Source organism: Streptomyces sp. NPDC002701 (assembly GCF_042889045.1).
Taxonomy (GTDB): domain Bacteria; phylum Actinomycetota; class Actinomycetes; order Streptomycetales; family Streptomycetaceae; genus Streptomyces.
Map to the genome: position 1 here is coordinate 1 of NZ_JBIAQL010000008.1, position 22,631 is coordinate 22,631.

Here is a 22,631-nt window from a genome sequence, read left to right on the forward strand (position 1 = left end):
TATCAACATATCTGGCGTTGATTTTTGGCACGCTGTTGAGTTCTCAAGGAACGGACGCTTCCTTTGTACTCACCCTCTCGGGCTTTCCTCCGGGCACTTCCCTTCGGTCCTGCTGTGTTCTTGTCTTGCTGTCTTGCGTTTCCGACTCTATCAGACCGTTTCGGGCCGTGATTCCCAGTCGGGGGGTTTTGCCTTTGGGCCCTGCGGCCTTTCGACATTCACTACGCTAGCCGATCCTCCCGGCAACTCATAATCGAGTTCGGCGAGTTCGAATTCAGGCATACGGACACACTGAATCGACCCTCGCTGAGAGGAAGTCGTACGTAGTGGGTTGGCCACTTCCGGCTGCTGGCTGAACGCAGTACCCGGTTCAAGCGGCTCGGGCTACGTTACGTATCGGTCAGGGGCGAGTCAAGTTCGGCGTCGGCGGGGGGTGTGGGCCCGATATGGGCTCACGGTCGGGTCATCGCTGATCCAGAACCGCCACGGGTGGACGCCTCCGTCGCCGGCGACTCCGGTGCGCGGGCCGGTGAGTACCTGGTCGGAGGGCGTCGGGGTGCCGTGCAGAAGGCTCAGCGGTGAACTCTCCGAGGCGCATGCGTCCGTACCGTCGAGGGAGCGGTCCACCCCCAGGGCGGTCGCCAGGCGTGCCGGGCCTTTGGCCAGTTCTCTGTCATGTCGGGCCGAAAGTCGACGTTTGCGAGCCAGTTCGGCGCCCTCGGTGATCTCTCCCGCGCGGAGCAGGATGCCGCTCGCCGTGCCTTCCGGGCCGCAGACCAGGTTCATGCAGTGCCACATGCCGTAGGTGAAGTAGACGTACACGTGGCCGGGCGGGCCGAACATCACGGCGTTGCGGGCCGTGCGGCCGCGGTAGGCGTGGGAACCGGGGTCGTTCTGGCCGTCGTATGCCTCGACCTCCGTGATGCGGAGCTCGATCGGACCGTCCGGGGTGGCGCGCACGAGCACCCTGCCCAGGAGGTCGGGGGCGACCTCGAGTACGGGTCGGTCGAAGAAGTCCCGGGTGAGGGGCGTACGGTCAGGGGCCGCGATCATGCCGTACGAGGGTAGTGCACACGTCTGACTGTGTGCGGGGTGGTCAGGGAGCGCCCGTCTTGTCAGGGTGAGGGCGCGGAACCGGACCTTGCTGGATCGCGTTTGTATGGATCAAGGATCCGATCCGGACCGAAGAACAACGGGGCGTTGCCCGAAGAGGAGAAGACATGGGGTTCAAGCGGCTGCTTGCGAGCCTGGGGGCCGGTGGGGCTTCGGTCGAGACGGAGCTGACCGAGGTCAACGTCGTTCCCGGCGGTGTCGTCCAGGGTGAGGTACGGATCCAGGGCGGGTCCGTGAGCCAGCAGATCGAGAGTCTGTCGGTCGGTCTGCAGGCCAAGGTGGAGGTCGAGGGCCACGACGACCAGGAGTACAAGCAGAACATCGAGTTCATGAAGCTCCAGCTCGGTGGTGCCTTCGAACTGCAGGCGAACGGTGTGCACGCGGTGCCGTTCGGTCTGGAGATCCCGTGGGAGACGCCGATCACGAACATCGCGGGGCAGGCGCTGCGCGGCATGAACGTGGGGGTGACCACGGAGCTGGCGATCGCGCGCGCGGTGGACTCCGGTGACCTGGACCCGATCAGCGTGCACCCGCTGCCGGCACAGCAGGCGCTGCTCGACGCGTTCATCCAGCTGGGCTTCCGCTTCAAGAACGCGGACCTCGAGCGCGGTCAGATCCGGGGTACGCGGCAGAAGCTGCCGTTCTACCAGGAGATCGAGTTCTTCCCGCCGCAGCAGTACCGCGGCCTCAACCAGGTCGAGCTGAGCTTCGTCGCGGACGACCGTGAGATGGACGTCGTCCTGGAGATGGACAAGAAGCCGGGGCTGTTCACCGAGGGCAGCGACTCCTTCCGCTCCTTCCAGGTGGGTCTGAACGACTTCCAGGGGACCGACTGGGCCGCGTACCTCAACCAGTGGCTGTCCGAGGTCGGCAGCCGCCGCAACTGGTTCTAGGCTCGGGGCGAGAGTTTCCACCGAGCAGGAACCGATCAGGAGGTGCCGAGGTGACGGAGTCCACGAGGCCGCCCCTCCCCCATGACTTCCATCCCGCCGTGCCGTCGTTCACCATCACGAGTGAGGACGTCGAGGCGGGTGCGACGCTGAAGGACGCCCAGGTCCAGGCAGCCGGGAACACCTCGCCGCAGTTGCGGTGGGAGGGGTTCCCGGCGGAGACGAAGAGCTTCGCCGTGACGTGCTTCGACCCGGACGCTCCCACGGGGAGCGGCTTCTGGCACTGGGTCGTGTTCGACATCCCGGTCTCGGTGACGGAACTGCCGGCTGGTGCGGGCACGGGGAAGTTCGAGGGTCTGCCCGAGGGTGCGGTGCAGGCGCGCAACGACTACGGGTCGAAGGACTTCGGGGGCGCGGCGCCGCCGGCCGGCGATCCGGCGCACCGGTACGTGTTCACGGTGTACGCGGTGGACCAGGAGAAGCTCGGTCCGGACGCGGACACCTCACCGGCCGCCGTGGGATTCAACCTCCGGTTCCACACGCTGGCGAGGGCGCAGCTCGTCGCCGAGTACGCGGCTCCCGCGGAGAGCTGACCTTTCACTGAGTGTTTGCCCGTCTCTGGTCTTGGAATTGATCAGAGGCGGGCACTTTTATTGCGTTGTCCATCTCGGCGTGCCCGGCCAGAGTTGATCCACGCCCGCCAGGTGGTGGGCCGGTGCGCATGGGAGGTGGGCTGGATGCGGGACACGCTGGTGCTGAACGCGAGCTTCGAGCCGCTGTCGACGGTGACGTTGAACCGAGCCGTCGTTCTGGTGCTGCAGGACAAGGCGGTTGTCGAGCAGGCCCACCCCGAACTGCGTATGCGCGGAGCCGCGCTGGACATACCCGCGCCCCGGGTGATCAGGCTCTGCCGTTATGTACGGGTGCCGTTCCGAAGACAAGCGCCGTGGTCGAGGCGGGGTGTGCTGGTGCGGGACCGGCACCGGTGTGCGTACTGCGGGCGGCGGGCGACGACGGTGGACCATGTGGTGCCGCGGGCGCAGGGGGGTCAGGACTCGTGGCTGAACACGGTTGCCTCCTGTGCGGAGGACAACCACCGGAAGGCTGCGCGGACGCCTTCGCAGGCGGGGATGCCGTTGTTGCGGGAGCCGTTCGAGCCGACGCCTGCCGATGCGATGTTGCTTGCGCTGGGGCGGGATGACTTGGAGGCGTTGCCTGAGTGGCTTGCGCAGCCGGCGTAGTCGCTCTGCGGGTGGGGTTGTTTGGATTTGGGTTGGGGGCGATGGTGCGTTGTCGGGTGCGGGTGCGCTGTGGCTGGTCGCGCAGTTCCCCGCGCCCCTCAAAGACTGCGCAGTTCCCCGCGCCCTTGAAGGATCGCGCCGTTCCCCGCGCCCCTCAAAGACTGCGCCGTTCCCCGCGCCCCTGGAAGATCGCGGCGTTCTCCGTGCCCCTGAAAATGGGGGCGGGTTAGTCCACTGAGGGCTTTTCTCGGCGTTCTGTGCCGGTGGGCTGGTTGCCGCCCATGGGGCCGAAGTTGCCCATGGCGCCGCTGAGGCCCTTGAGGGCGTCGCCGATCTCGCTGGGGACGATCCAGAGCTTGTTGGCGTCGCCCTCGGCGATCTTCGGGAGCATCTGGAGGTACTGGTAGGCGAGGAGCTTCTGGTCCGCGTCGCCGGCGTGGATGGACTCGAAGACCGTACGGATCGCCTGGGCCTCGCCCTCGGCGCGCAGTGCGGCGGCCCTGGCCTCACCCTCGGCGCGGAGGATGGCGGACTGCTTCTCACCCTCGGCGGTGAGGATCTGGGACTGGCGGATACCTTCGGCGGTGAGGATCGCGGCGCGCTTGTCGCGGTCGGCGCGCATCTGCTTCTCCATCGAGTCCTGGATGGAGGTGGGCGGCTCGATCGCCTTCAGTTCGACGCGGTTGACGCGGATGCCCCACTTGCCGGTGGCCTCGTCGAGGACTCCGCGCAGCGCCGCGTTGATCTCCTCGCGGGAGGTCAGGGTCCGTTCGAGGTCCATGCCGCCGATGATGTTGCGGAGCGTGGTGACGGTGAGCTGCTCGATCGCCTGGATGTAGCTGGCGACCTCGTAGGTCGCGGCGCGGGCGTCGGTCACCTGGTAGTAGATGACGGTGTCGATGTTCACGACCAGGTTGTCCTGGGTGATCACCGGCTGGGGCGGGAACGGCACGACCTGCTCGCGGAGGTCGATGCGGTTGCGGATCGAGTCGATGAACGGGACGACGATGTTGAGGCCCGCGTTGAGCGTCCGCGTGTAGCGGCCGAAGCGCTCGACGATGGCGGCGCTGGCCTGTGGGATGACTTGGATGGTCTTGATCAGCGCGATGAAGACCAACACCACCAGAATGATCAGGACGATGATGATCGGTTCCATCGTGGCTCCCCGTACCCTTCTCCGCCTCGGTGTTTCCGGAAGATCGTGTGCTTGCCGAAGATCGTGCAGTTGTCGAAGATCTTGCTGGACGAGTGTGTCAGACCACAACTCGCCCCGTGGCACGTTCCGTTCACTGGACGCCGCGCGGGGTCACACAATGATCGCCGTCGCTCCCTCGATGTCCACCACGTCCACCTCCTGGCCGACGTCGTAGACGCGGTCGGTGCCGAGGGAGCGGGCGGACCAGACCTCTCCGGCGAGCTTGATCCGGCCGCCCGAGCCGTCGACGCGTTCCAGGACGACGGCCTGTCTGCCCTTCAACGCATCGATGCCGGTGGCCAGTTGGGGACCGCGTGCCCGGTGCCGGGCGGCGATCGGGCGTACGACCGCGATGAGGGCCACCGAGACGGCGGCGAAGACCACGACCTGGAGGACGACACCGCCTCCGAGCCCCGCGGTCACGGCGCCCGCGACGGCGCCGACGGAGAGCATCCCGAACTCCGGCATCGCGGTCACGACCAGCGGGATCCCGAGTCCGGCCGCGCCGATCAGCCACCACACCCACGCATCGATGTCGTTCACATGGTCATGGTAGGTCCGCAGGTCCCGTCCCCGACAGGGCGCCGATGGGGTTGGGGCCGGTGTTCCCGGTCGTCAGGACAGGGGAAGGCCCTGGGCGGTCCAGCGGTCGCCGGTCTGGGAGACGACGAGCGGGAGGCCGAAGCACAACGACAGGTTGCGTGAGGTGAGTTCGAGCTCCAGGGGGCCGGCCGCGAGGACCTTGCCCTGCCGGATCATCAGGACGTGGGTGAAGCCGGGGGCGATCTCCTCGACATGGTGCGTGACCATGATCATGGAGGGGGCGATCGGGTCGCGGGCGAGGCGGCCGAGACGGCGTACGAGGTCCTCGCGGCCGCCGAGGTCGAGGCCGGCGGCGGGCTCGTCGAGGAGCAGCAGCTCGGGGTCGGTCATCAGCGCGCGGGCGATGAGGGTGCGCTTGCGCTCGCCCTCGGAGAGCGTGCCGAAGCGGCGGTCCACGAACTCGGTCATGCCGAGGCGGTCGAGGAAGGCGCGGGCGCGCTGCTCGTCGATGTCCTCGTAGTCCTCGTGCCAGCCGGCCGTCATGCCGTACGCGGCGGTCAGCACGGTCTGCAGGACGGTCTGGCGCTTGGGGAGCTTCTCGGCCATGGCGATACCGGCCATGCCGATGCGCGGGCGCAGCTCGAAGACGTCGACCTTGCCGAGGGTCTCGCCGAGGATGGTGGCGGTGCCCTGGCTGGGGAAGAGGTAGCTGGAGGCGAGGTTGAGGAGGGTCGTCTTCCCGGCGCCGTTGGGTCCGAGGATGACCCAGCGCTCGCCTTCCTTGACCGACCAGGAGACCTGGTCCACCAGAGCCCGGCCCTCTCGGACCACGGATACGTCCTCAAGCTCCAGAACATCGCTCATGAGCGCGCTGTCTCCCATTGCAGTCTCGGCCGTCGCTGACGTCTGTGGACGCAGCCCCCAGGGGAAAACCTACGCCACCGGTCCACCCGTCCCATCCATCGGCCGGTCCTTAAGTGGGTCCTTAAGGTGGGGGGCATGCTTTCGGAACCACGCTCAGGACGACTGGCGGCTTGGGGCAACGCCCTGTTGGCCGGTCTTGTATCGCCGGACGACGCGGTCGTGGCCGTCGTCGGGGAGGACGCGGTGCACCGGGTCGAGGGGCTGCCCGGGGAGACGGGGCCCGTCGGACTCTCGCTCGCGCTGGGGCGGCTGCGCGCGCTCGGGGCGACCGGCCTGCGGGTCGCGCTGCCGGCGCCGGGGCATCCGCTCGGGCTGAGCGGACCGCCGGAGTTCAACGCGCGCGCCCTGGAGGCCGAGGAGGCGGTGGTGTGCCACGGGGTCGCGCTGGGGCTCGTACCCGAGGTGTACGAGGCCGGACCGCGGGGCGATGTGCATGTGGAGGTCGTCTGGCACTGTCTGGCCGTGCGGGAGGCGCCGCCCGCCGATGTGCCGTCCCTCGGTGAGGCGGAGCGGGAGCTCGCGGAGGCGTTGCGCGAGGCGACCGAGATCCTGTCGCGGCTCGACGTGGCGGGTTCGGGTCCGGTCGCCGAGGCGGCGATCGACGCGTACCGGGCACGGGCGGAGCGGGACGGTGAGGTGCTCGCTCCCGGCTATCCGCCGAGAGCGGTCCGGGTGCTGGCCCTGTCCCGGCGTGTCGGGCTGCTCGTCTCCGTGGCGTACGGCAACGGGCACGGTGGGGCGGTCAGCGCGTCGGAGATGGCGGCCCGCTCGCAGGCTCTGCGGCCGGTCGAGCGCACTGCGAGGCGGGCCCAGGTGGCGGCGTACAACGCGTTCGTGGAGGAGAGGGAGCGCGGGGTGCGCTGAGGGCCTGGCGGCGCCCGTGACGAAGGCTCCGTGGACCGTGTGGTCCGCGGGGCCGGTGGCCGGGGAGGCCGGACCGTGGCCTGAGCAGTGTCCGTGGAGCCGCGGGGGCGCCGGCCGGGGCGGCGCGGTCCGGACGTTCGGGCGGGTGGTCCGGGGTCGGGAACCGGACCGGCCCCCCAGGCGGACCTGGGGGGCCGGTGGTCGCTGCCGACCCGGGGCGTACGTCAGGCGTTGAGGCCGTTGTTGCCGAACGCCGGGTTCAGGACGCCGATGACGTTCACGGTGTTGCCGACCGCGTTCACCGGGATGGCGACCGGGACCTGGACGAGGTTGCCCGAGGCGACACCCGGCGAGCCCACGGCCTGGCCGCCCGCGTGCGCGCCGTCGGTGGCGGAGGCGAAACCGGCACCGGCGGCGACCAGGCCACCGGCCATCATCGTGATGGCTGCGGCCTTCTTCAGGTTCTTCACTTCTGAGCCCTCTCCTTGTGAACCACTGCGGCAAAAGCGCCGCAGCACGCACTGGAGAACGGCTGAGGCCCGGGAAGGATGCGCCATTCGGGGGACATTCCCACGACGGTATGAATCTCAGACCGGAGGGAGATGCTCCGTATCGCCGTCCGCCCGGCCGGGCGGCTGACAGGTCAGCAGGTCATCGGCGGGTCACCCCGTGGCGCACGGCCCACAGCGCGGCCTGGGTGCGGTCGGCGAGGTCCAGTTTCATCAGGATGTTCGAGACATGCGTCTTGACGGTCTTCTCGGACAGGACGAGGGCGCGCGCTATCTCGCGGTTGGAGCGGCCGTCGGCGATCAGGCCGAGCACCTCGCGCTCCCGCTCGGTGAGGGACCCGCTCCTCCCCTGCCCGTAGTGGGTCTCCTCCTGGGAGAGCAGCGCACCGGCCACCTCGGCCTGGAGCAGGATGTGCCCCGCGTGGACCGAGCGGATGGCTCCGGCGAGGGCGTCGGGGTCCACGTCCTTGTAGACGTAGCCTGCCGCGCCCGCGCGCAGGGCCGGGATCACCGTGCGCTGCTCGGTGAAGCTGGTGACGACGAGCACGCGCGCGGGGTTGTCGAGTCCGCGGAGCCTGCGCAGCGCCTCCACGCCGTCCATGCCCGGCATCTTGACGTCCATGAGGACGACGTCGGGCTTCAGCTCCTCGGCGCGGGCGACTCCTTCGGCGCCGTCCGCCGCCTCTCCCACGACCTCGATGTCGTCCTGCACCTCCAGGAAGGTCCGCAGCCCCCGGCGGACCACCTGGTGGTCGTCCACGAGCAGCACCTTGATTGCGTCAGCCACCAGGGACCTCCATCTCGATCGTGGTGCCCTTGCCGGGCGCCGAATCCACCGTGAGGGCGCCGCCGACGCCGTTCGTCCGGTCCCGCATGGACACCAGGCCGAGGTGGCGGCCCGCGCGGCGGGTCCGCGCGGGCTCGAAGCCGCCGCCGTCGTCGCTGACGCGCAGTACGGCGCCCGGGCCGCGCCTCTCCAGGGTGACGTCGACGGCGGCCGCTCCCGAGTGCCGCAGCGCGTTGTGCAGCGCCTCCTGGGCGACGCGCAGCATGGCCTCCTCCTGGGCGGCGGGCAGCGCGCGGACGCCGCGGCTGTCGAAGGTCACGCGCGCGGAGTGGGCCCGGTCGAGGACCTGCACCTGGGTGCGCAGCGTGGCGACCAGGCCGTCCTCGTCGAGGGCGGCGGGGCGCAACTCGACGACGGCGGCGCGCAGTTCCTCGGCTGCCTCGGCGGCGAGGGCCGCCACCTGCTGCAGTTCGCCCTTGGCGCGGCCCGGGTCGCGGTCGACGAGGGCGGCGGCGGCCTGGGCGGTGAGGCGCAGGGAGAACAACTTCTGGCTGACGGCGTCGTGCAGTTCGTGGGCGAGGCGGGAGCGCTCCTCGGCGATGGTGAGCTCGCGGCTGCGCTCGTACAGGCGGGCGTTCGTGAGGGCGATCGCGGCGTGCTGGGCGAGGATGCGCAGCAGTTCCTCGTCCTCCTCGGTGAAGCCGCAGCCGCCCTGCGGCCTGGCGCAGTTCTTGTTGGCGAGGAACAGGGCGCCGATGACCTCGTCGCCGTCGCGGATGGGCAGGCCGAGGAAGTCGGACATGTCGGGGTGGGCCGCGGGCCAGCCCTCGAAGCGCGGGTCCTTCCGCACGTCGGCGAGGCGCTCCGGGTGGGCCTCGTGCAGCATCGCGGCGAGGATGCCGTGCTGGCGCGGGAGCGGGCCGATGGCCTTCCACTGGGCGTCGCTGACGCCGTCGACGACGAACTGGGCGAAGCCGCCGTGGTCGTCGGGGACCCCCAGAGCCGCGTACTGCGCGTCGAGCAGCTCGCGGGCCGAGGCGACGATCGTCTTGAGGACGTCGCGCACCTCCAGGTGCCTGCTCATGGCCAGCAGCGCGGTGCTCACCGCGTACAGGCCGGACGTGGGTCCTTGGCTCATGACCTCACGGTACCGGCGGGGTGTGACAGCCCGTATCCGACCTGTGGCGGCCCTGTCCGGTCCGCTGGTCCTAGGGCGAAGGGCCCTGGTGCACTGCGGCTCGCGCACGAGGCGGCGGGGGTGTCCGGGTTCCTACGTTGAGGACGACCGCCGGGAGCGGCGGTCTTCGACGAGGGGACGGACCATGCCGGTAGCGATCATCACGGGGGCTTCGAAGGGGCTGGGTCGGGCGCTCGCCGGGGCCCTGGCGGAGCGTGGCTGGGATCTGGTGCTCGACGCCAGGACGGCGCAGCCCCTTAGGGAGGCGGCCGCCTCCCTCGGTGCGTTCGGGACACGGGTGCGCGGGCTGCCCGGCGATGTCACGGACGGCGCGCACCGTGCCGCCCTGGTGGCGGCGGCCCGGGAGCTGGGCGGCGTCGATCTCCTGGTGAACAACGCGAGTGCCCTGGGCGCCGAGCCTCTCGTACGGCTGGAGGCGCTGGCCTTGGAGGGGCTGCGGCGCGCGCTGGAGGTCAACGTGGTCGCGGCGCTCGGGCTGGTCCAGGAGGCGCTGCCGCTGCTGCGGGAGTCGCCTGCGGGCGCGGTGATCGGCGTCAGCTCGGACGCGGCGGTGGAGGCGTACGAGACGTGGGGCGGCTACGGGGCGTCGAAGGCGGCGCTCGACCGTCTCTCGGCGGTGCTCGGGCGGGAGGAGCCCGGGCTGCGGGTCTGGGCGGTCGACCCGGGCGACCTGGACACGGACCTGTACGCGGCGGCCGTACCGGACGACGACGATCCACGGCCCGGGCCGGCGAGTGTCGTGCCGGCCTTCCTGCGGCTGCTCGATGCGCGTCCGGACAGTGGCAGACATGCGGCGCGGGCTCTCCTGGAGGTGACCCGGTGACCCGCACGGGTACCCGCCGGCGGAGGGCACAGGGGCGCCGCGGAGCTCCGTCGCCGCTGCGGCTGGGGCGGCGATGACGACCGCCATGGGGGTGCCGTCACTCGGCCGCGGCCGGACGGGCCGGGAGGTCCCCGCGGAGCTGTCGGCCCGGGTGCCGGCGGAACAGCGGGGGCCGGGGCTCGACCGCGACGCCGTGCGGCTGCTCGTCTCCCGCGGGACACGGGTGTCGCACCACACGTTCACGGACCTGCCGGGCCTGCTGCGGGCCGGGGACCTGCTCGTCGTGAACACGTCCATCACGCTGGCGGCCGCGGTGGACGGGACCGTCGGCCACGCGCGCGTGGTGGTGCACTTCTCCACGCGGGGCGACGACGGACGCTGGGCCGTGGAGCTGCGGGAGCCCGACGGGAGAGGCACCACACGCGCACGCGGGGGCGGGCCCGCGGGGACGCGGGTACGGCTCCCCGGGGACGTACGGCTCGTGCTGGAGGAGCCCCTCACCGGGCGGAGCCCGCGGCTGTGGTGGGGCCTGGTGTCGGATCCCGACGTGCTGGGGCTGCTGCGACGGCACGGGAAGCCCATCCGCTACTCCTACACGGACCGGGACCAGCCCCTGTCCGCGTACCAGACCGTCTTCGCGCTGCCGTCCGCCGACGGGTCGGGGAGCGCGGAGATGCCGAGCGCCGCGCGGCCCTTCACCACGCGGCTGGTGGCGGAGCTGGTGAGCCGGGGCGTGCAGTTCGCGCCCGTCAGCCTGCACACGGGGGTCGCCTCGGCCGAGGCGCACGAGCCGCCGTACCCGGAGCGCTTCGCGGTGCCGGAGGCGTCGGCGCGGCTGATCGACGCGGCGAGGGCCGGTGCCCGCCGGGTGATCGGGGTGGGTACCACGGCCGTACGTGCCGTGGAGTCGGCGGCAGGACCCGACGGGGTGGTGCGTGCGGCCGAGGGCTGGACCGGTCTCGTGGTGACGCCGGAGCGCGGCGTGCGGGTCGTCGACGGGCTGCTCACCGGGCTGCACGAGCCGGAGGCGTCCCATCTGCTGATGCTGGAGGCCGTCGCCGGCCGGGAGGCCGTGCGGAGCGGGTACGACGAGGCGCTGCGCGGGCGCTACCTGTGGCACGAGTTCGGCGACGTGCACCTCCTCCTCCCGGAAGAGGACACCGACCCGACAGGCCCTCACACAGAGCATTGCTCCAGCAACCGATGGTGAGGTCGGACCGCGAGCGATGTGAGCCCGCACATAGGGCACACATCACGTACGAAGGGACATAGGAGACGATCGGACTGCCGGTGAGCGGGACAGACGTATGGGTCTGTCCCGTTTTGCCTGGGAGATCCACTACCCCGGATCGTACGTCACACCTTTGCCACGGAAAATTGCGGCCGCTAACAATGGCTCTCGTCGCTCGGCGCCGGGTGTGCTTACCCACGGCGTTCGCTCCGGAAACACTGTCCCCGCCGGACCAGAGCGGCCTCCGCGCTATTCGAAGAGGTCCCTCAGCCATGCCCAAGCAGTACAGCACTCCTGGTCATAGTTCCGCGCTGACCAAGGCCCACAAGCTCTCCCTCGCCGGTGTCGCCACGCTGGGCGCCGCCGCCCTCACCTTCTCGCTCGCTCCCGCGGACACCGAGGCCGGCGCCGAGCCGGCCTCCGCCGCTCCGGCCGCCTTCTCCTCGGAGCAGCTCAAGGTCAAGACCGTCGGCCTCAGCGGCCAGCTGGCCGACGCCCAGGCGTCGGCCGCGAAGAAGAAGTCGGCCGACGCGGCCGCGAAGAAGAAGGCCGCCGAGGCCGCCGCGAAGAAGAAGGCCGCGGACGCCCGCAAGGTGAAGGAGGCCGCGAGCCGCTCCACCCAGCGTGCCGCGGTCAAGCCCGCCGCCGCGAAGACCTACCCGAACAACCTCGACGGCTGGATCCGCCAGTCGCTGGACATCATGAAGAAGCGCGGCATACCGGGTACGTACAGCGGTCTGCACCGCAACATCATCCGGGAGTCCTCGGGCAACCCGAACGCGATCAACAACTGGGACATCAACGCCATCAACGGTGTCCCGTCGATCGGTCTGCTGCAGGTCATCAAGCCCACCTTCGACGCGTACCACGTCGCCGGCACGGTCAAGAGCCAGTACAACCCGGTCGCCAACATCACCGCCGCCGCCAACTACGCGGCCGACCGGTACGGCTCGATCGACAACGTCGACAGCGCGTACTGAGCCGAAGTCCGCGCGGACCTCTGACGCGTACGCCGAAAGGGCGGCACCCCACCGGGGTGCCGCCCTTCGCGTGCGCTCGCGCGCAGCCGCTACTTCCGCATGACCTCCGGCTCGTGGCGGCGCAGGAAGCGGGCCACGAGGAAGGCGCAGACGGCGGCGAGGGCGAACAGGGCGGTCATGTCGAGAGCCCAGGTCAGCGCCTCGTGGTCCCAGAGCGGATCGCTCTCGGTCGAGTTGTGCGGGTTGATCCTGTTGAAGTCGAGCGTGGAACCGGCGGCGCCGACCGCCCAGCGCGACGGCATCAGGTAGGAGAACTCGTTGACGCCCGGGGAGCCGTTCAGCGGGAACAGGCATCCCGTGAACACGACCTGGATGATCGCGAACATGACCAGCAGCGGCATGGTCTTCTCGGCGGTCTTCACCAGCGAGGAGATGACCAGGCCGAACATCATCGAGGTGAAACCCAGCGCCATGATCGGCAGCGAGAGCTCCAGCGCGACCGTGCCCCCGAGGATCAGGCCCTCGTCGGGGATCGTCCGGCTCGTGAAGCCGATCGCACCGACCAGCGCGCCCTGCGCCATGGTGATCACACCGAGGACGATCACCTTGGACATCAGGTACGCGGAGCGCGACAGACCGGTCGCACGCTCCCGTTCGTAGATCACCCGTTCCTTGATCAGCTCACGGACCGAGTTCGCGGCGCCCGCGAAACAGGCGCCCACCGCGAGGATCAGCAGCACGGTCGCGGCCGTGCCGTTCGGGACGGGCAGGCCGTTCGGCTGCAGCTTCTCGTTCACCAGCAGCGTCTTGTCCGGCTCGATGAGCAGGCTGACCGCGCCGAGCACCGCCGGCAGGATCACCGTCAGGGCCAGGAAGCCCTTGTCGGACACGATGACCGACACGTACCTCCGGACCAGGGTGGACAGCTGGGAGAACCAGCCCTGGGGCTTGGGCGGACGCATCGACTGCGGCGGCGGCATGTGTACGGACTGCGGGGCGACGGCGTCGATGTCCGCGGCGTACATCTGGTAGTGCTGCGAGCCCTTCCAGCGGCCCGCCCAGTCGTAGTCGCGGTAGTTCTCGAAGGCGGAGAAGACGTCGGCCCAGGTGTCGTAGCCGAAGAAGTTCAGTGCCTCCTCGGGCGGACCGAAATAGGCCACGGAACCGCCGGGCGCCATGACCAGAAGTTTGTCGCAGATGGCCAGCTCGGCCACGGAGTGCGTGACGACGAGGACCGTGCGGCCGTCGTCGGCGAGACCGCGCAGCAGCTGCATGACATCGCGGTCCATGCCCGGGTCGAGGCCGGAGGTCGGCTCGTCCAGGAAGATCAGCGACGGCTTGGTCAGCAGCTCCAGGGCCACCGAGACGCGCTTGCGCTGGCCGCCGGAGAGGGAGGTGACCTTCTTCTCCTTGTGGACGTCCAGCTTGAGCTCGCGCAGCACCTCGTCGATCCGGGCGTCGCGCTCCTGCGTCGTGGTGTCCGCGGGGAAGCGCAGCTTGGCCGCGTACTTGAGGGCCTTCTTGACGGTCAGCTCCTTGTGCAGGATGTCGTCCTGCGGGACCAGACCGATGCGCTGACGCAGCTCGGCGAACTGCTTGTAGAGGTTCCGGTTGTCGTAGAGGACGTCACCCTGGTTGGCGGGGCGGTAGCCGGTGAGCGCCTTCAGGAGGGTCGACTTGCCGGAGCCCGAGGGGCCGATGACCGCGATGAGCGACTTCTCCGGTACGCCGAAGGAGACGTCCTTGAGGATCTGCTTGCCGCCGTCGACCGTGACCGTCAGGTGGCGGGCCGAGAAGGAGATGTCACCGGTGTCGACGAACTCCTCGAGGCGGTCGCCGACCAGGCGGAACGTCGAGTGGCCGACGCCGACGATGTCGTTCGGGCCGAGCAGCGCGGAGCCGCCCTTGGCTATCGGCATACCGTTGACGTACGTGCCGTTGTGCGAGCCGAGGTCGCGGATCTCGGCGCGCCCGTCGGGCGTCGCGTGGAACTCGGCGTGGTGCCGCGAGACCTGCAGGTCGGACACGACCAGCTCGTTCTCCAGCGCACGGCCGATGCGCATCACGCGGCCGAGCGACATCTGGTGGAACGTGGTCGGGCTGCGGTCGCCGTAGACCGGTGGCGCCCCCGCGCCACCACCGGGGCTCTGCTGCTGCGGGATGTGCCCGCCCTGCTGCGGCTGCTGCCAGCCCTGCTCCGGCGCCTGCTGCTGCGGAGCCTGCTGGGCCCAGCCAGCCGCGGGCGCGCCCTGGGCGGCGTACGGCTGCTGCTGGGGCTGCGCCTGCTGTGATGCGGCGGCCCCGGCGCCCGTCAGGCTCAGCCGCGGTCCGTCGGTCGCGTTGCCGAGGTGCACGGCCGAGCCGGGGCCGATCTCCATGTGATGGATCCGCTGCCCCTGCACGAAGGTGCCGTTGGTGCTGCCGTGGTCCTCTATGACCCAACTGCGGCCGCTCCAGCTGATCGTGGCGTGACGCCAGGACACCCTGGCGTCGTCGAGCACGATGTCTCCCTGCGGATCACGTCCGAGGGTGTATGGCCTGGACGCGTCGAGCGTCCAGGTCCGTCCGTTCAGTTCCAGTACGAGTTCCGGCACTCCAGCCCCACTGTGTTGTCCCCCGAGTTACCCCCAACACAGGGAGTCTAGGGATGTCGAACATCGTGGGGAACTATTTCAGTAGTAGCCCCTTGACCGAAAGTCGGGCCTCGTGAAGACGGCGTACGGGCGGGTTGTCCGTTTCCGTTGACGGGGTTGAAACCGGCCCGGAGAGTGGTAATCCGACGCGAGGGGGACACCGCGACGGAGGCGTCGGGGTGCGGAGTCGGGGGGCTGACGATGAGCGACGGGTCCGTGGGACACGCCAGGCGCGTACCGGTGGGTGATGTGCTGCTGGCCTCGATCGCCGCCGTGAGCTGGGCGTTGATCGGCATGGCGGGCGTGGGGGCGCTGGGGCTGCATCTGCTCGGTGCGGACGCGACGGCCTCGCTGGGGCCGATGACCGCGGCGGTCGTGGCGCTCGGGGCGGGTGGTTCGGTGACCCCCTCGGGCGACGTGTCGGCGTTCGGCCTGGAGGGCGCGCAGGCCGACACCGCCCTCCAGATCACGCCACTCGGCGTGAGTCTGGTGGGCGCGCTGCTGCTGTCCTGGTTCTTCCTGCGCTCCCTGCGCGCGGCGGGCGCGGTGATCTCGCCCGCCGAACTGCTGGCGCGGGCGGGTACGACGGCCGCCCTCTTCGTGGCGATGCTGGGCGGTCTCGCCTGGGCGGGACACGACATCATCACGATCGACGGCGGTGCGCTCGGGCTCGACGAGCTGCCGGGCGGCGGGGCGCCGGACGGCGTGGAGGTACCCGGACTGGGCGATCTCGGGGACATCGGCGGTCTGCTGCCGGACCGGCTCGGTGACCTCGCGGACGCGAACGCCGAGGTGGGCTTCACCGTCGACACCGTGCCGACGCTCCTCGGGGGCCTCGGCTGGGTGCTCGGGGTCCTGCTGATCGCGCTGCTGGCCTCGCGCAGGACCCCGCTGCCGCCCGGCTGGACGGCGGTGCACCGCGTGGTGCGGCCCGCGGTGTCCGCGCTGGTCACCGTGTTGCTGGTGGCGGTCCTCGCGGGGTTCGCGGCGGCGGCGTACGCGGCGGTCGGCGACGACAACCCGAAGCGGATCGCCGGCGCCGCCCTGCTCGGGGCACCCAACGGGGTGTGGCTCGGCGTCCCGGTCGGGCTCTTCGTGCCGTGGGACGGGGAGGCGACGGGTCCGTTCCTGCAGTTCCTGCCGGACCCCATGGACGACCTCCTCAAGTTCTCCGAGCAGCCGGTCACGCTGGGCAGGCTGGCCGAACTGGACAGCCGGGTGTGGCTGCTGGGGATCGCGGCGGCCCTGATGATGCTGTTCGCGGGAGTCCTGACCGCGGCCCGCACCCCGTTCGCGGGGGAACGGGGCGTCCTTGGTTTCGCCGGTCGCTGCGCGCTGCGGCTGGCGGTCGTGACCGCGCTCGCGCTGCCGTTGCTGGCCTGGCTGACGGAGGTGTCCGTGGACGCCTCGCTGTCCGTCCTCGGCATCGACGCGTTCGACTCCGGGATCGAGTTGCGCGGGCAGTTCGGCATGGCCCTGGTGCTCGGCGCGCTGTGGGGTGCGGCGGCGGGGGCGGCGGGGGCGCTGCTGGCCTGCGCCTCGGGTGCCGCGGGCGGGCAGGCGGCACCGCGGGCACGGGGTGCCGCGGGCACGGACGCCCCGGAGGCCGTCGCCTCGTACGCGGAGGCCGCCGGAGAGGCCGGGCCCTACCACCCCGGTGCGCCGTTCCGGCCGGCGAACCCGGCGACGAACCCCTATCTGCGGCTGCCCGAGGAGTTACGGGAGCCCGGGACCGACCGACCCGCCGGCCCCCGGTCCGCCGACGGCCCCCGGAGCCCCGGCGGACCACCGCCCCGGAGCCCGGGCGGGCAGGCCCGACCACCCGGCGGACAGGCCCGACCGCCCGGTGGGCAGCCTCGGCCGCCCGGCGGGCGGCCTGCGGGCACTCCTGGCACCCCTGCCACCCCGCCGCCCGACGACCTGTACGGGGCGCAGACGGTGGTGGGGCCCGTCGCGGCACCACCGCCCCGACCGCGCCCCTCCGGTCCGGGGGCCCCGCGCCGGCCCAGGTCGTCGCAGGACGGGCCGCCTCCTCCGCCGCCCGACGAGCCGCCGCCGCCCCGGAAGCCGGGCGGACGGCGCTGAGGACCGCCGAGGGCCGCCGGGGACCGCCACGGACCGCCGCCGACCGCTGGACGAGGGCCCGGACCCGGCGCGGCGCGAAGAGGGACACGTAGACGTTGATGCCGGGCCGGGTGCCGATCACCACGTCGGCGTCGCAGCCCGTGAGGTGGTCGCGGGCACGGCCTGTGCAGGCGGGGGACATCAAGGCGACATGTACTGTTCCCTGTCCGTCAGACGGACCTCGGGGGCATACGGCACGGAGTGCCGGATACGGTGTAAGCACCATGAGCGCCGCATCGCAGACCTCTGATGTCCCCACTCTCCTCGTCAAGATCTTCGGCAAGGACCGTCCCGGTATCACCGCCGGGCTCTTCGACACCCTTGCCGCCTACTCCGTCGACGTGGTCGACATCGAGCAGGTCGTCACCCGTGGCCGGATCGTGCTGTGTGCACTGGTGACCCATCCCCCGGCCGGCCTCGAAGGCGACCTGCGCGCCACCGTGCACAGCTGGGCGGACTCGATGAAACTGCAGGCCGAGATCATCTCCGGGCACGGCGACAACCGGCCGCGCGGACACGGCAGGTCGCTGGTGACCGTCCTCGGGCATCCGCTCACCGCGGAGTCGACGGCCGCCATCGCCGCCCGGATCACCGGGACCGGCGGCAACATCGACCGGATCTTCCGGCTGGCCAAGTACCCCGTGACAGCGGTCGAGTTCGCCGTGTCCGGTACGGAACCCGAAGGTCTGCGGACCGCCCTGGTGACGGAGGCCGCGGCCCTCGGCGTCGACATCGCGGTGGTCGCGGCGGGACTGCACCGGCGGGCCCAGCGCCTGGTCGTCATGGACGTGGACTCCACCCTCATCCAGGACGAGGTCATCGAGCTCTTCGCGGCGCACGCCGGCTGCGAGGACGAGGTCGCCGAGGTGACGGCGGCCGCGATGCGCGGCGAACTGGACTTCGAGCAGTCGCTGCACGCGCGCGTCAAGCTGCTCGCGGGGCTCGACGCCTCCGTGGTGGACAAGGTGCGCAGCGAGGTGCGGCTGACGCCGGGCGCTCGCACGCTGATCCGTACGCTGAAGCGGCTCGGCTTCCAGGTGGGCGTCGTGTCGGGCGGGTTCACCCAGGTGACGGACGATCTCAAGGAGCGGCTCGGGCTCGACTTCGCCCAGGCCAACACCCTGGAGATCGTCGACGGGAAGCTGACGGGCCGGGTCGTCGGCGAGATCGTCGACCGGGCGGGCAAGGCCCGGCTGCTGCGCCGGTTCGCCGCGGAGGCGGGGGTGCCGCTCGCGCAGACGGTGGCGATCGGTGACGGCGCCAACGACCTGGACATGCTGAACGCGGCCGGTCTCGGAGTCGCCTTCAACGCCAAGCCGGTGGTGCGCCAGGCGGCGCACACCGCGGTGAACTTCCCCTTCCTGGACACGGTCCTGTACCTGCTGGGCGTGACCCGCGAAGAGGTCGAGGCGGCGGACATGCACGTGGACTGAGCGTCCCCGGCGCGGACGGGGCCCGGCACCCGCGTGGTGCCGGGCCCCGTCCGCGCTCACGGTGCGGTCACTCGGACGGGCCCCAGAAGTCGAGCAGCGTCGCCGCGCCGGGCTCCAGGCCCTTCCAGGAGCCGGTGAAGGAGAGCACGGCGAAGGCGGCGGTGGGGAACTCGCGGCGGCTCATACGCTCCCGCGCGTCTCCCTCGCACCGGCCGGCCAGGACGTCGGCGAGGCCGTGCACTCCGGGGTTGTGCCCGATCAGGAGGGCGGTCTGTACGTCGTCCGGGGTCTCGTTCAGAACGGCGATCAGCTCGCCCGGGGAGGCTTCGTAGACCCGCTCCTCATAGACCGTCCTCGGGCGGTGCGGGAGCTCCTGCACGGCGAGCTTCCACGTCTCGCGGGTCCGGGTCGAGGTGGAGCAGAGGGCCAGATCGAAAGGGATGCCGGAGTCGGCCAGCTTGCGTCCGGCGACGGCGGCGTCCTTGCGGCCCCGCTCGGCCAGCGGACGCTCGTGGTCGGCCACGTCGGGCCAGTCGGCCTTCGCATGCCGGAAAAGGACAATCCTGCGGGGTTCTGCGACGCTCATGGGTCCCAGCTTCGCACGAAACACGCCATGGGGCGCAGGGAGTTGATGCGCTGCTCCGCCGTGCGGCGCGGGAGGCTCAGGAGCCCTGGTGCGGCACCATCTGCTGGATCCGCTCGAGGAGGTCGCCGACCACCGGGTCCGCGCCCGCCGCGTGGGCGTCCGCGGGGTTCAGTATGAGGAGCAGGAGCGCCGCGAAGGCGAGGGCCGGGAGGACGAGCGCCCACCAGGGCAGCCGGGCTTCGACGCCGCGCCCGGTCGCCGGGTGGGGCGGGGTGTGCGTAGGGGCCGACATGCCGCCTCCGTGGGGCTTCTAGTGCTCCGTGGTCCGCGTCCTCGCGGTCACACTTCGAAGGTACGGACTCAGGCCCCCTCGGCCCATCCGGTGATCCACCCACTTGACCCTGACACTCGCCCCCTAGGGGACGGTGGGGGTAACCCCACCACCGGGGCCTGTCCGGGCTCGTCCGGTCCCGCCGGGGGCCGGGCATCCCGGCGCCGGAGGGTTCGCTCAGGGTGAGGCGATCGACGCGATGACGCCGATGATCACGAAGATGAGGAGGAACGCGCCGAAGACGAGCAGCATCTTCTTCTGGCCGTTCTTGGGGTTCGGATCGAGCACGGGCATGCCCCCAGTCTCGCACTCTCCGCCCGGCTCCTCACGGCTGGGGTCGGCTCCTCCGGCCGGTCACCGGGTGGCCTCGTCCTCGACCGTGCGGTCGCGGCCCGCCAGGACGCCCACCACGATCTGCGGGACCATCAGGCCCGCCATGAGCGCGATCGGCAGTCCCCAGCCGCCGCTGTGCTGGTAGAGCACGCCCACCAGCAGCGGGCCGGGGATCGAGATGAGATAGCCGGTGCTCTGCGCGAAGGCCGACAGCTGCGCGACCCCCGCGCCGGTCCTGGCCCGCATGCCGACCATCGTGAGGGCCAGCGGGAACGCGCAGTTGGAGACCCCGAGCAGCAGGGCCCACGCCCAGGCGCCGCCCGCCGGGGCGAGGTACAGCCCCGCGTAACCGGCGAACCCGCAGAGGCCGAGGGCGATCACGATCGGTCCCTGGTGGGGCAGCCGTGTGGCCAGCCTCGGTATGACGAAGGCCAGCGGCACGCCCATCACCATCGTGACGGCGAGCAGCAGTCCGGCGGTGCCGGCCGGGACACCCGCGTCCCGGAAGATCTGCGCCATCCAGCCCATCGTGATGTACGCGGCGGTGGCCTGGAGGCCGAAGAAGACGGCGAGCGCCCAGGCGGTCCGGCTCCTGGTGATCCGCAGCGGAGCGGGCTCCCGTCGCCTGTCCGCGGCCGGGGCGGACTCCCGGCGTCCGCCCGGGCCCGGGACGGACTCCTGGTGTCCGTCCGGGGCCGGATGTCCGTCCGGGGCCGGGACGGACTGCCGACGCCCGTCCGGGGCGGACGCGGGCTCCCGGCGTCCTGCGGGAGCCGGGGCGGGGGCCCGCTCCACGGACAGGGCGGTGCCCTTCGCCCGTACGAGAGGGAGCCACGGCAGGACGGCGACGGCGGCGAGTCCCGCCCAGACGCCGAGGCCCGCCTGCCAGCCACCGCCCAGGGAGCGCGTCATCGGCACGGTGACGGCGGCCGCGGAGGCGGTGCCGAGGGCGAGTGCCATGGAGTAGAGGCCGGTCATGGAGCCGACCCGGTCCGGGAACCAGCGCTTGACGATCACCGGCATGAGGACGTTGCTGACCGCGATGCCCATGAGGGCGAGGGCGCTGGCGGCCAGGAAGCCCACCGTGTTCCCGGTGAAGGGCCGGATCACCAGGCCCGTACCGATCGCCAGCATGCCGGCGCAGACCACTGCGGGCAGTCCGAAGCGGCGGGCGAGGCGCGGCGCCATGACACCGAAGACGGCGAAGCAGAGCGGTGGTACGGAGGTGAGGAGTCCGGCGACGCTGCCGCTCATGCCGAGCCCGTCGCGCACCTCTTCGAGGAGGGCGCCCAGGCTGGTGATGGCGGGACGCAGGTTGAGGGCCGTCAGGACGATGCCGGCGATCACCAGACGCGTCAGCCACGCGGGCGCGTGGGAGGTGCGGAGGTCCGCCTCCTGCGCCGGGCCGCGTGTCGGTGGGGACATGATCGTCCGGGTTTCCTCGCCAGTCATGAACCCCATCATAGAATCATGGGATGATTGGTTGTCCACTCCCCTGGTGCACAATCCGGAGACCACGCGCACTTCGGTGCGTCCTACGGTGCGTCCTCGGGCGCACCCCCTGGCGCGAAGGACCGTCATGCCCTTGAGCCACCCCCGCCGTTCGGCGCTGTCCGAGCAGGTCATCGCCGCGTTGCGGAACGAGATCACCTCGGGCGAGTGGCCGGTGGGTTCCCGCATCCCCACCGAGCCCGAGCTGGTCGAGCAGCTGGGGGTCGCCCGCAACACGGTCCGGGAGGCGGTCCGCGCGCTCGCGCACAACGGCCTGCTCGACATCCGCCAGGGCTCGGGCACCTACGTCGTGGCGACCAGCGAGCTGGCCGGCGTGATGCACCGCCGGTTCGCGGACGCCGACCCGCGGCACATCGCCGAGCTGCGCTCCACGCTGGAGTCGAGCGCGGCGAGGCTCGCCGCCGGGCGCCGCACCGAGCGCGACCTCAAACAGCTGGACGCGCTCCTCGTACGCCGCGAGGAAGCCTGGGAGTCCGGGGACGCGGAAGCCTTCGTGACCGCCGACACGACCTTCCACCTGGCCGTGGTCGCCGCGTCCCACAACGACGTCATGACGGCGATGTACGCGGACCTGGGCGAAGTGGTGCGCGACTGGCTGCGCGAGGACATCGGCGAGGAGCTGACGCCCGAGACGCACATGGACCACACACGGCTGGTGGACGCGATCCGCGCGGGCGACGCGGCGACGGCCGCCTCGGAGGCGGCCGGCTATCCGTTCCTGTGCCGCCCGGGGAGGCCGGGGGAAGCGGCTCCGCCGGGAGACGTCACCTCTGGTGGCTGACCCACGCCGAGCGGACCTCCTTCCAGCAGCGGCCGGTCAGTCGGACGTTCTGCGCGGGGCCGGCCTCGACCCTCGCCCCGTCGGCGTCGATGTCCCACCAGCGGGCGCACTCGATGTGCAGCCCGACGTGGTCGGGCTCCGGATAGGGGTTGCGGCAGTGGGCCGTCACGTGTGAGCCGTCGACGACGGTCCGGCACACCGCTCCGAAGGGCCGTTCCTGTGCGGGCACACGCGCGTGGGGCGCTGTTCTCGAGGTGTGTGGAGCCTGCGGGGTGTGCGCGGCGGCGTCGCTGGGCGCCGCGAGTACGAGGGTCAGAGCGGCGAACAGTACGGCGGACGGCGTCGTCGGGCCGGTCCTGGGGAGCCGGTGGGGGCACCGGGGCTGGAAGAGGCGCACAAGGGAACCTCCTCGGCTGGGCTTTGGAGGGCGTCTCGGGAGAAGAACTCCCACCTCACAGTGGGCCGTCACCCCCTCCCACCGCCCGCCCGGTGCGGCCGAACGGGTGACGCTCCGCTCCCCGCGCGCTGCGGGGGACGGAGCGTCGACACCGTAGGGAAGCGATTACGTGAGCGTGTGCGCAAACGATTGCGTAAGCGTGT

23 protein-coding genes are annotated in these 22,631 nt (G+C 71.2%); 10 read left to right on the forward strand and 13 right to left on the reverse strand.

Annotated elements, in window-relative coordinates; genetic code table 11:
* Nucleotides 1-411: 411 nt before the first annotated feature.
* Complete coding sequence (locus ACFYXC_RS22085) at nucleotides 412-1,053, reverse strand: DNA-3-methyladenine glycosylase (RefSeq protein WP_388915586.1); 642 nt, start codon at nucleotides 1,051-1,053, stop codon at nucleotides 412-414.
* 167 nt (nucleotides 1,054-1,220) lie between these two features.
* Here ACFYXC_RS22085 and ACFYXC_RS22090 point away from each other — a divergent pair, with 167 nt between their 5' ends.
* The 3 genes from ACFYXC_RS22090 (at nucleotide 1,221) to ACFYXC_RS22100 (ending at nucleotide 3,244) form a co-directional block, all read left to right on the forward strand.
* A complete protein-coding gene (locus tag ACFYXC_RS22090) occupies nucleotides 1,221-2,006 on the forward strand; it encodes a sporulation protein (RefSeq protein ID WP_389553752.1) in 786 nt (261 codons plus the stop codon).
* Nucleotides 2,007-2,056: 50 nt separating this feature from the next.
* Complete coding sequence (locus tag ACFYXC_RS22095; protein ID WP_389553753.1) at nucleotides 2,057-2,596, forward strand: YbhB/YbcL family Raf kinase inhibitor-like protein; 540 nt, start codon at nucleotides 2,057-2,059, stop codon at nucleotides 2,594-2,596.
* A gap of 144 nt (nucleotides 2,597-2,740) precedes the next feature.
* Entirely contained in the window at nucleotides 2,741-3,244 is a 504-nt protein-coding gene (locus ACFYXC_RS22100) for an HNH endonuclease (RefSeq protein WP_388915577.1), read from the forward strand.
* 226 nt (nucleotides 3,245-3,470) lie between these two features.
* Here the strand turns inward: ACFYXC_RS22100 and ACFYXC_RS22105 are convergent, their stop codons facing one another.
* From ACFYXC_RS22105 to ACFYXC_RS22115, 3 genes are all read right to left on the reverse strand, one after another.
* Nucleotides 3,471-4,400 (reverse strand): SPFH domain-containing protein, encoded by a 930-nt coding sequence (locus tag ACFYXC_RS22105; RefSeq protein WP_388915574.1) that lies wholly within the window; start codon nucleotides 4,398-4,400, stop codon nucleotides 3,471-3,473.
* A gap of 150 nt (nucleotides 4,401-4,550) precedes the next feature.
* Nucleotides 4,551-4,982 carry an NfeD family protein gene (locus ACFYXC_RS22110; RefSeq protein ID WP_388915571.1) on the reverse strand — a complete coding sequence of 144 codons (432 nt, stop codon included), beginning with the start codon at nucleotides 4,980-4,982 and terminating at the stop codon, nucleotides 4,551-4,553.
* A gap of 72 nt (nucleotides 4,983-5,054) precedes the next feature.
* Nucleotides 5,055-5,846, reverse strand: a complete 792-nt coding sequence (locus ACFYXC_RS22115; protein ID WP_388915569.1) for an ABC transporter ATP-binding protein — start codon at nucleotides 5,844-5,846, stop codon at nucleotides 5,055-5,057.
* A gap of 135 nt (nucleotides 5,847-5,981) precedes the next feature.
* On the opposite strand from ACFYXC_RS22115, the gene ACFYXC_RS22120 reads away from it, so the two are divergent.
* Nucleotides 5,982-6,770, forward strand: coding sequence for a hypothetical protein (locus tag ACFYXC_RS22120; RefSeq protein WP_389553754.1), 789 nt, complete (start codon nucleotides 5,982-5,984; stop codon nucleotides 6,768-6,770).
* A 224-nt stretch (nucleotides 6,771-6,994) separates the two neighbouring features.
* Here ACFYXC_RS22120 and ACFYXC_RS22125 read toward each other — a convergent pair whose 3' ends face one another.
* The 3 genes from ACFYXC_RS22125 to ACFYXC_RS22135 all read right to left on the reverse strand — a co-directional run bounded on the left by ACFYXC_RS22125 (nucleotide 6,995) and on the right by ACFYXC_RS22135 (nucleotide 9,204).
* Complete coding sequence (locus ACFYXC_RS22125; RefSeq protein ID WP_388915563.1) at nucleotides 6,995-7,240, reverse strand: chaplin; 246 nt, start codon at nucleotides 7,238-7,240, stop codon at nucleotides 6,995-6,997.
* A 181-nt stretch (nucleotides 7,241-7,421) separates the two neighbouring features.
* Entirely contained in the window at nucleotides 7,422-8,066 is a 645-nt protein-coding gene (locus tag ACFYXC_RS22130; protein WP_389553755.1) for a response regulator, read from the reverse strand.
* On the reverse strand, nucleotides 8,059-9,204 hold the full coding sequence (locus tag ACFYXC_RS22135; RefSeq protein ID WP_388915557.1) for a GAF domain-containing sensor histidine kinase: 1,146 nt from the start codon (nucleotides 9,202-9,204) through the stop codon (nucleotides 8,059-8,061). The genes ACFYXC_RS22130 and ACFYXC_RS22135 overlap by 8 nt, the downstream gene beginning before the upstream one ends.
* Before the next feature lie 184 nt (nucleotides 9,205-9,388).
* Between ACFYXC_RS22135 and ACFYXC_RS22140 the strand changes: the two genes are divergently transcribed.
* The 3 genes from ACFYXC_RS22140 (at nucleotide 9,389) to ACFYXC_RS22150 (ending at nucleotide 12,298) form a co-directional block, all read left to right on the forward strand.
* Nucleotides 9,389-10,087: an SDR family NAD(P)-dependent oxidoreductase gene (locus ACFYXC_RS22140; RefSeq protein WP_389553756.1), complete on the forward strand. Its 699-nt coding sequence runs from the start codon at nucleotides 9,389-9,391 to the stop codon at nucleotides 10,085-10,087.
* Nucleotides 10,088-10,160: 73 nt separating this feature from the next.
* Entirely contained in the window at nucleotides 10,161-11,297 is a 1,137-nt protein-coding gene (locus tag ACFYXC_RS22145) for an S-adenosylmethionine:tRNA ribosyltransferase-isomerase (protein ID WP_389553757.1), read from the forward strand.
* A gap of 293 nt (nucleotides 11,298-11,590) precedes the next feature.
* On the forward strand, nucleotides 11,591-12,298 hold the full coding sequence (locus tag ACFYXC_RS22150) for a transglycosylase SLT domain-containing protein (RefSeq protein ID WP_389553758.1): 708 nt from the start codon (nucleotides 11,591-11,593) through the stop codon (nucleotides 12,296-12,298).
* An 89-nt stretch (nucleotides 12,299-12,387) separates the two neighbouring features.
* On the opposite strand, the gene ACFYXC_RS22155 is transcribed toward ACFYXC_RS22150, so the two are convergent.
* On the reverse strand, nucleotides 12,388-14,892 hold the full coding sequence (locus tag ACFYXC_RS22155) for an FHA domain-containing protein (protein WP_389553759.1): 2,505 nt from the start codon (nucleotides 14,890-14,892) through the stop codon (nucleotides 12,388-12,390).
* Nucleotides 14,893-15,132: 240 nt separating this feature from the next.
* Here ACFYXC_RS22155 and ACFYXC_RS22160 point away from each other — a divergent pair, with 240 nt between their 5' ends.
* Nucleotides 15,133-17,016, forward strand: coding sequence for a streptophobe family protein (locus ACFYXC_RS22160; RefSeq protein ID WP_389553760.1), 1,884 nt, complete (start codon nucleotides 15,133-15,135; stop codon nucleotides 17,014-17,016).
* A 263-nt stretch (nucleotides 17,017-17,279) separates the two neighbouring features.
* Entirely contained in the window at nucleotides 17,280-18,488 is a 1,209-nt protein-coding gene (gene serB, locus ACFYXC_RS22165) for a phosphoserine phosphatase SerB (RefSeq protein WP_388915539.1), read from the forward strand.
* Between the two features lie 67 nt (nucleotides 18,489-18,555).
* Here the strand turns inward: serB and ACFYXC_RS22170 are convergent, their stop codons facing one another.
* The 4 genes from ACFYXC_RS22170 to ACFYXC_RS22185 all read right to left on the reverse strand — a co-directional run bounded on the left by ACFYXC_RS22170 (nucleotide 18,556) and on the right by ACFYXC_RS22185 (nucleotide 21,190).
* Nucleotides 18,556-19,074: a SixA phosphatase family protein gene (locus ACFYXC_RS22170; protein ID WP_388915534.1), complete on the reverse strand. Its 519-nt coding sequence runs from the start codon at nucleotides 19,072-19,074 to the stop codon at nucleotides 18,556-18,558.
* Nucleotides 19,075-19,150: 76 nt separating this feature from the next.
* Nucleotides 19,151-19,366, reverse strand: coding sequence for a hypothetical protein (locus tag ACFYXC_RS22175; protein WP_388915531.1), 216 nt, complete (start codon nucleotides 19,364-19,366; stop codon nucleotides 19,151-19,153).
* Nucleotides 19,367-19,582: 216 nt separating this feature from the next.
* On the reverse strand, nucleotides 19,583-19,699 hold the full coding sequence (locus ACFYXC_RS22180; RefSeq protein WP_388915528.1) for an SGM_5486 family transporter-associated protein: 117 nt from the start codon (nucleotides 19,697-19,699) through the stop codon (nucleotides 19,583-19,585).
* Between the two features lie 60 nt (nucleotides 19,700-19,759).
* Nucleotides 19,760-21,190 carry a CynX/NimT family MFS transporter gene (locus tag ACFYXC_RS22185; protein WP_389553761.1) on the reverse strand — a complete coding sequence of 477 codons (1,431 nt, stop codon included), beginning with the start codon at nucleotides 21,188-21,190 and terminating at the stop codon, nucleotides 19,760-19,762.
* A gap of 127 nt (nucleotides 21,191-21,317) precedes the next feature.
* Here ACFYXC_RS22185 and ACFYXC_RS22190 point away from each other — a divergent pair, with 127 nt between their 5' ends.
* Nucleotides 21,318-22,031, forward strand: a complete 714-nt coding sequence (locus tag ACFYXC_RS22190) for a FadR/GntR family transcriptional regulator (RefSeq protein WP_388915523.1) — start codon at nucleotides 21,318-21,320, stop codon at nucleotides 22,029-22,031.
* On the opposite strand, the gene ACFYXC_RS22195 is transcribed toward ACFYXC_RS22190, so the two are convergent.
* The gene (locus ACFYXC_RS22195) at nucleotides 22,015-22,359 is read right to left on the reverse strand and encodes a hypothetical protein (RefSeq protein WP_388915619.1); all 345 of its coding nucleotides are present in this window, start codon (nucleotides 22,357-22,359) and stop codon (nucleotides 22,015-22,017) included. The two genes, ACFYXC_RS22190 and ACFYXC_RS22195, sit on opposite strands and share 17 nt — an antisense overlap.
* Nucleotides 22,360-22,631 lie beyond the last annotated feature (272 nt).

What these genes read in the sequence shown, in the direction of transcription:
- ACFYXC_RS22135 (WP_388915557.1), bottom strand. Translation starts at nt 9,204, where the DNA reads ATGAGCCAAGGACCCACGTCCGGCCTGTACGCGGTGAGCACCGCGCTG.
- ACFYXC_RS22140 (WP_389553756.1), top strand. Translation starts at nt 9,389, where the DNA reads ATGCCGGTAGCGATCATCACGGGGGCTTCGAAGGGGCTGGGTCGGGCG.
- ACFYXC_RS22160 (WP_389553760.1), top strand. Translation starts at nt 15,133, where the DNA reads ATGAGCGACGGGTCCGTGGGACACGCCAGGCGCGTACCGGTGGGTGAT.
- ACFYXC_RS22085 (WP_388915586.1), bottom strand. Translation starts at nt 1,053, where the DNA reads ATGATCGCGGCCCCTGACCGTACGCCCCTCACCCGGGACTTCTTCGAC.
- ACFYXC_RS22175 (WP_388915531.1), bottom strand. Translation starts at nt 19,366, where the DNA reads ATGTCGGCCCCTACGCACACCCCGCCCCACCCGGCGACCGGGCGCGGC.
- ACFYXC_RS22115 (WP_388915569.1), bottom strand. Translation starts at nt 5,846, where the DNA reads ATGAGCGATGTTCTGGAGCTTGAGGACGTATCCGTGGTCCGAGAGGGC.
- ACFYXC_RS22180 (WP_388915528.1), bottom strand. Translation starts at nt 19,699, where the DNA reads ATGCCCGTGCTCGATCCGAACCCCAAGAACGGCCAGAAGAAGATGCTG.
- ACFYXC_RS22150 (WP_389553758.1), top strand. Translation starts at nt 11,591, where the DNA reads ATGCCCAAGCAGTACAGCACTCCTGGTCATAGTTCCGCGCTGACCAAG.
- serB (WP_388915539.1), top strand. Translation starts at nt 17,280, where the DNA reads ATGAGCGCCGCATCGCAGACCTCTGATGTCCCCACTCTCCTCGTCAAG.
- ACFYXC_RS22170 (WP_388915534.1), bottom strand. Translation starts at nt 19,074, where the DNA reads ATGAGCGTCGCAGAACCCCGCAGGATTGTCCTTTTCCGGCATGCGAAG.
- ACFYXC_RS22120 (WP_389553754.1), top strand. Translation starts at nt 5,982, where the DNA reads ATGCTTTCGGAACCACGCTCAGGACGACTGGCGGCTTGGGGCAACGCC.
- ACFYXC_RS22145 (WP_389553757.1), top strand. Translation starts at nt 10,161, where the DNA reads ATGACGACCGCCATGGGGGTGCCGTCACTCGGCCGCGGCCGGACGGGC.
- ACFYXC_RS22190 (WP_388915523.1), top strand. Translation starts at nt 21,318, where the DNA reads ATGCCCTTGAGCCACCCCCGCCGTTCGGCGCTGTCCGAGCAGGTCATC.
- ACFYXC_RS22185 (WP_389553761.1), bottom strand. Translation starts at nt 21,190, where the DNA reads ATGACTGGCGAGGAAACCCGGACGATCATGTCCCCACCGACACGCGGC.
- ACFYXC_RS22100 (WP_388915577.1), top strand. Translation starts at nt 2,741, where the DNA reads ATGCGGGACACGCTGGTGCTGAACGCGAGCTTCGAGCCGCTGTCGACG.
- ACFYXC_RS22090 (WP_389553752.1), top strand. Translation starts at nt 1,221, where the DNA reads ATGGGGTTCAAGCGGCTGCTTGCGAGCCTGGGGGCCGGTGGGGCTTCG.
- ACFYXC_RS22105 (WP_388915574.1), bottom strand. Translation starts at nt 4,400, where the DNA reads ATGGAACCGATCATCATCGTCCTGATCATTCTGGTGGTGTTGGTCTTC.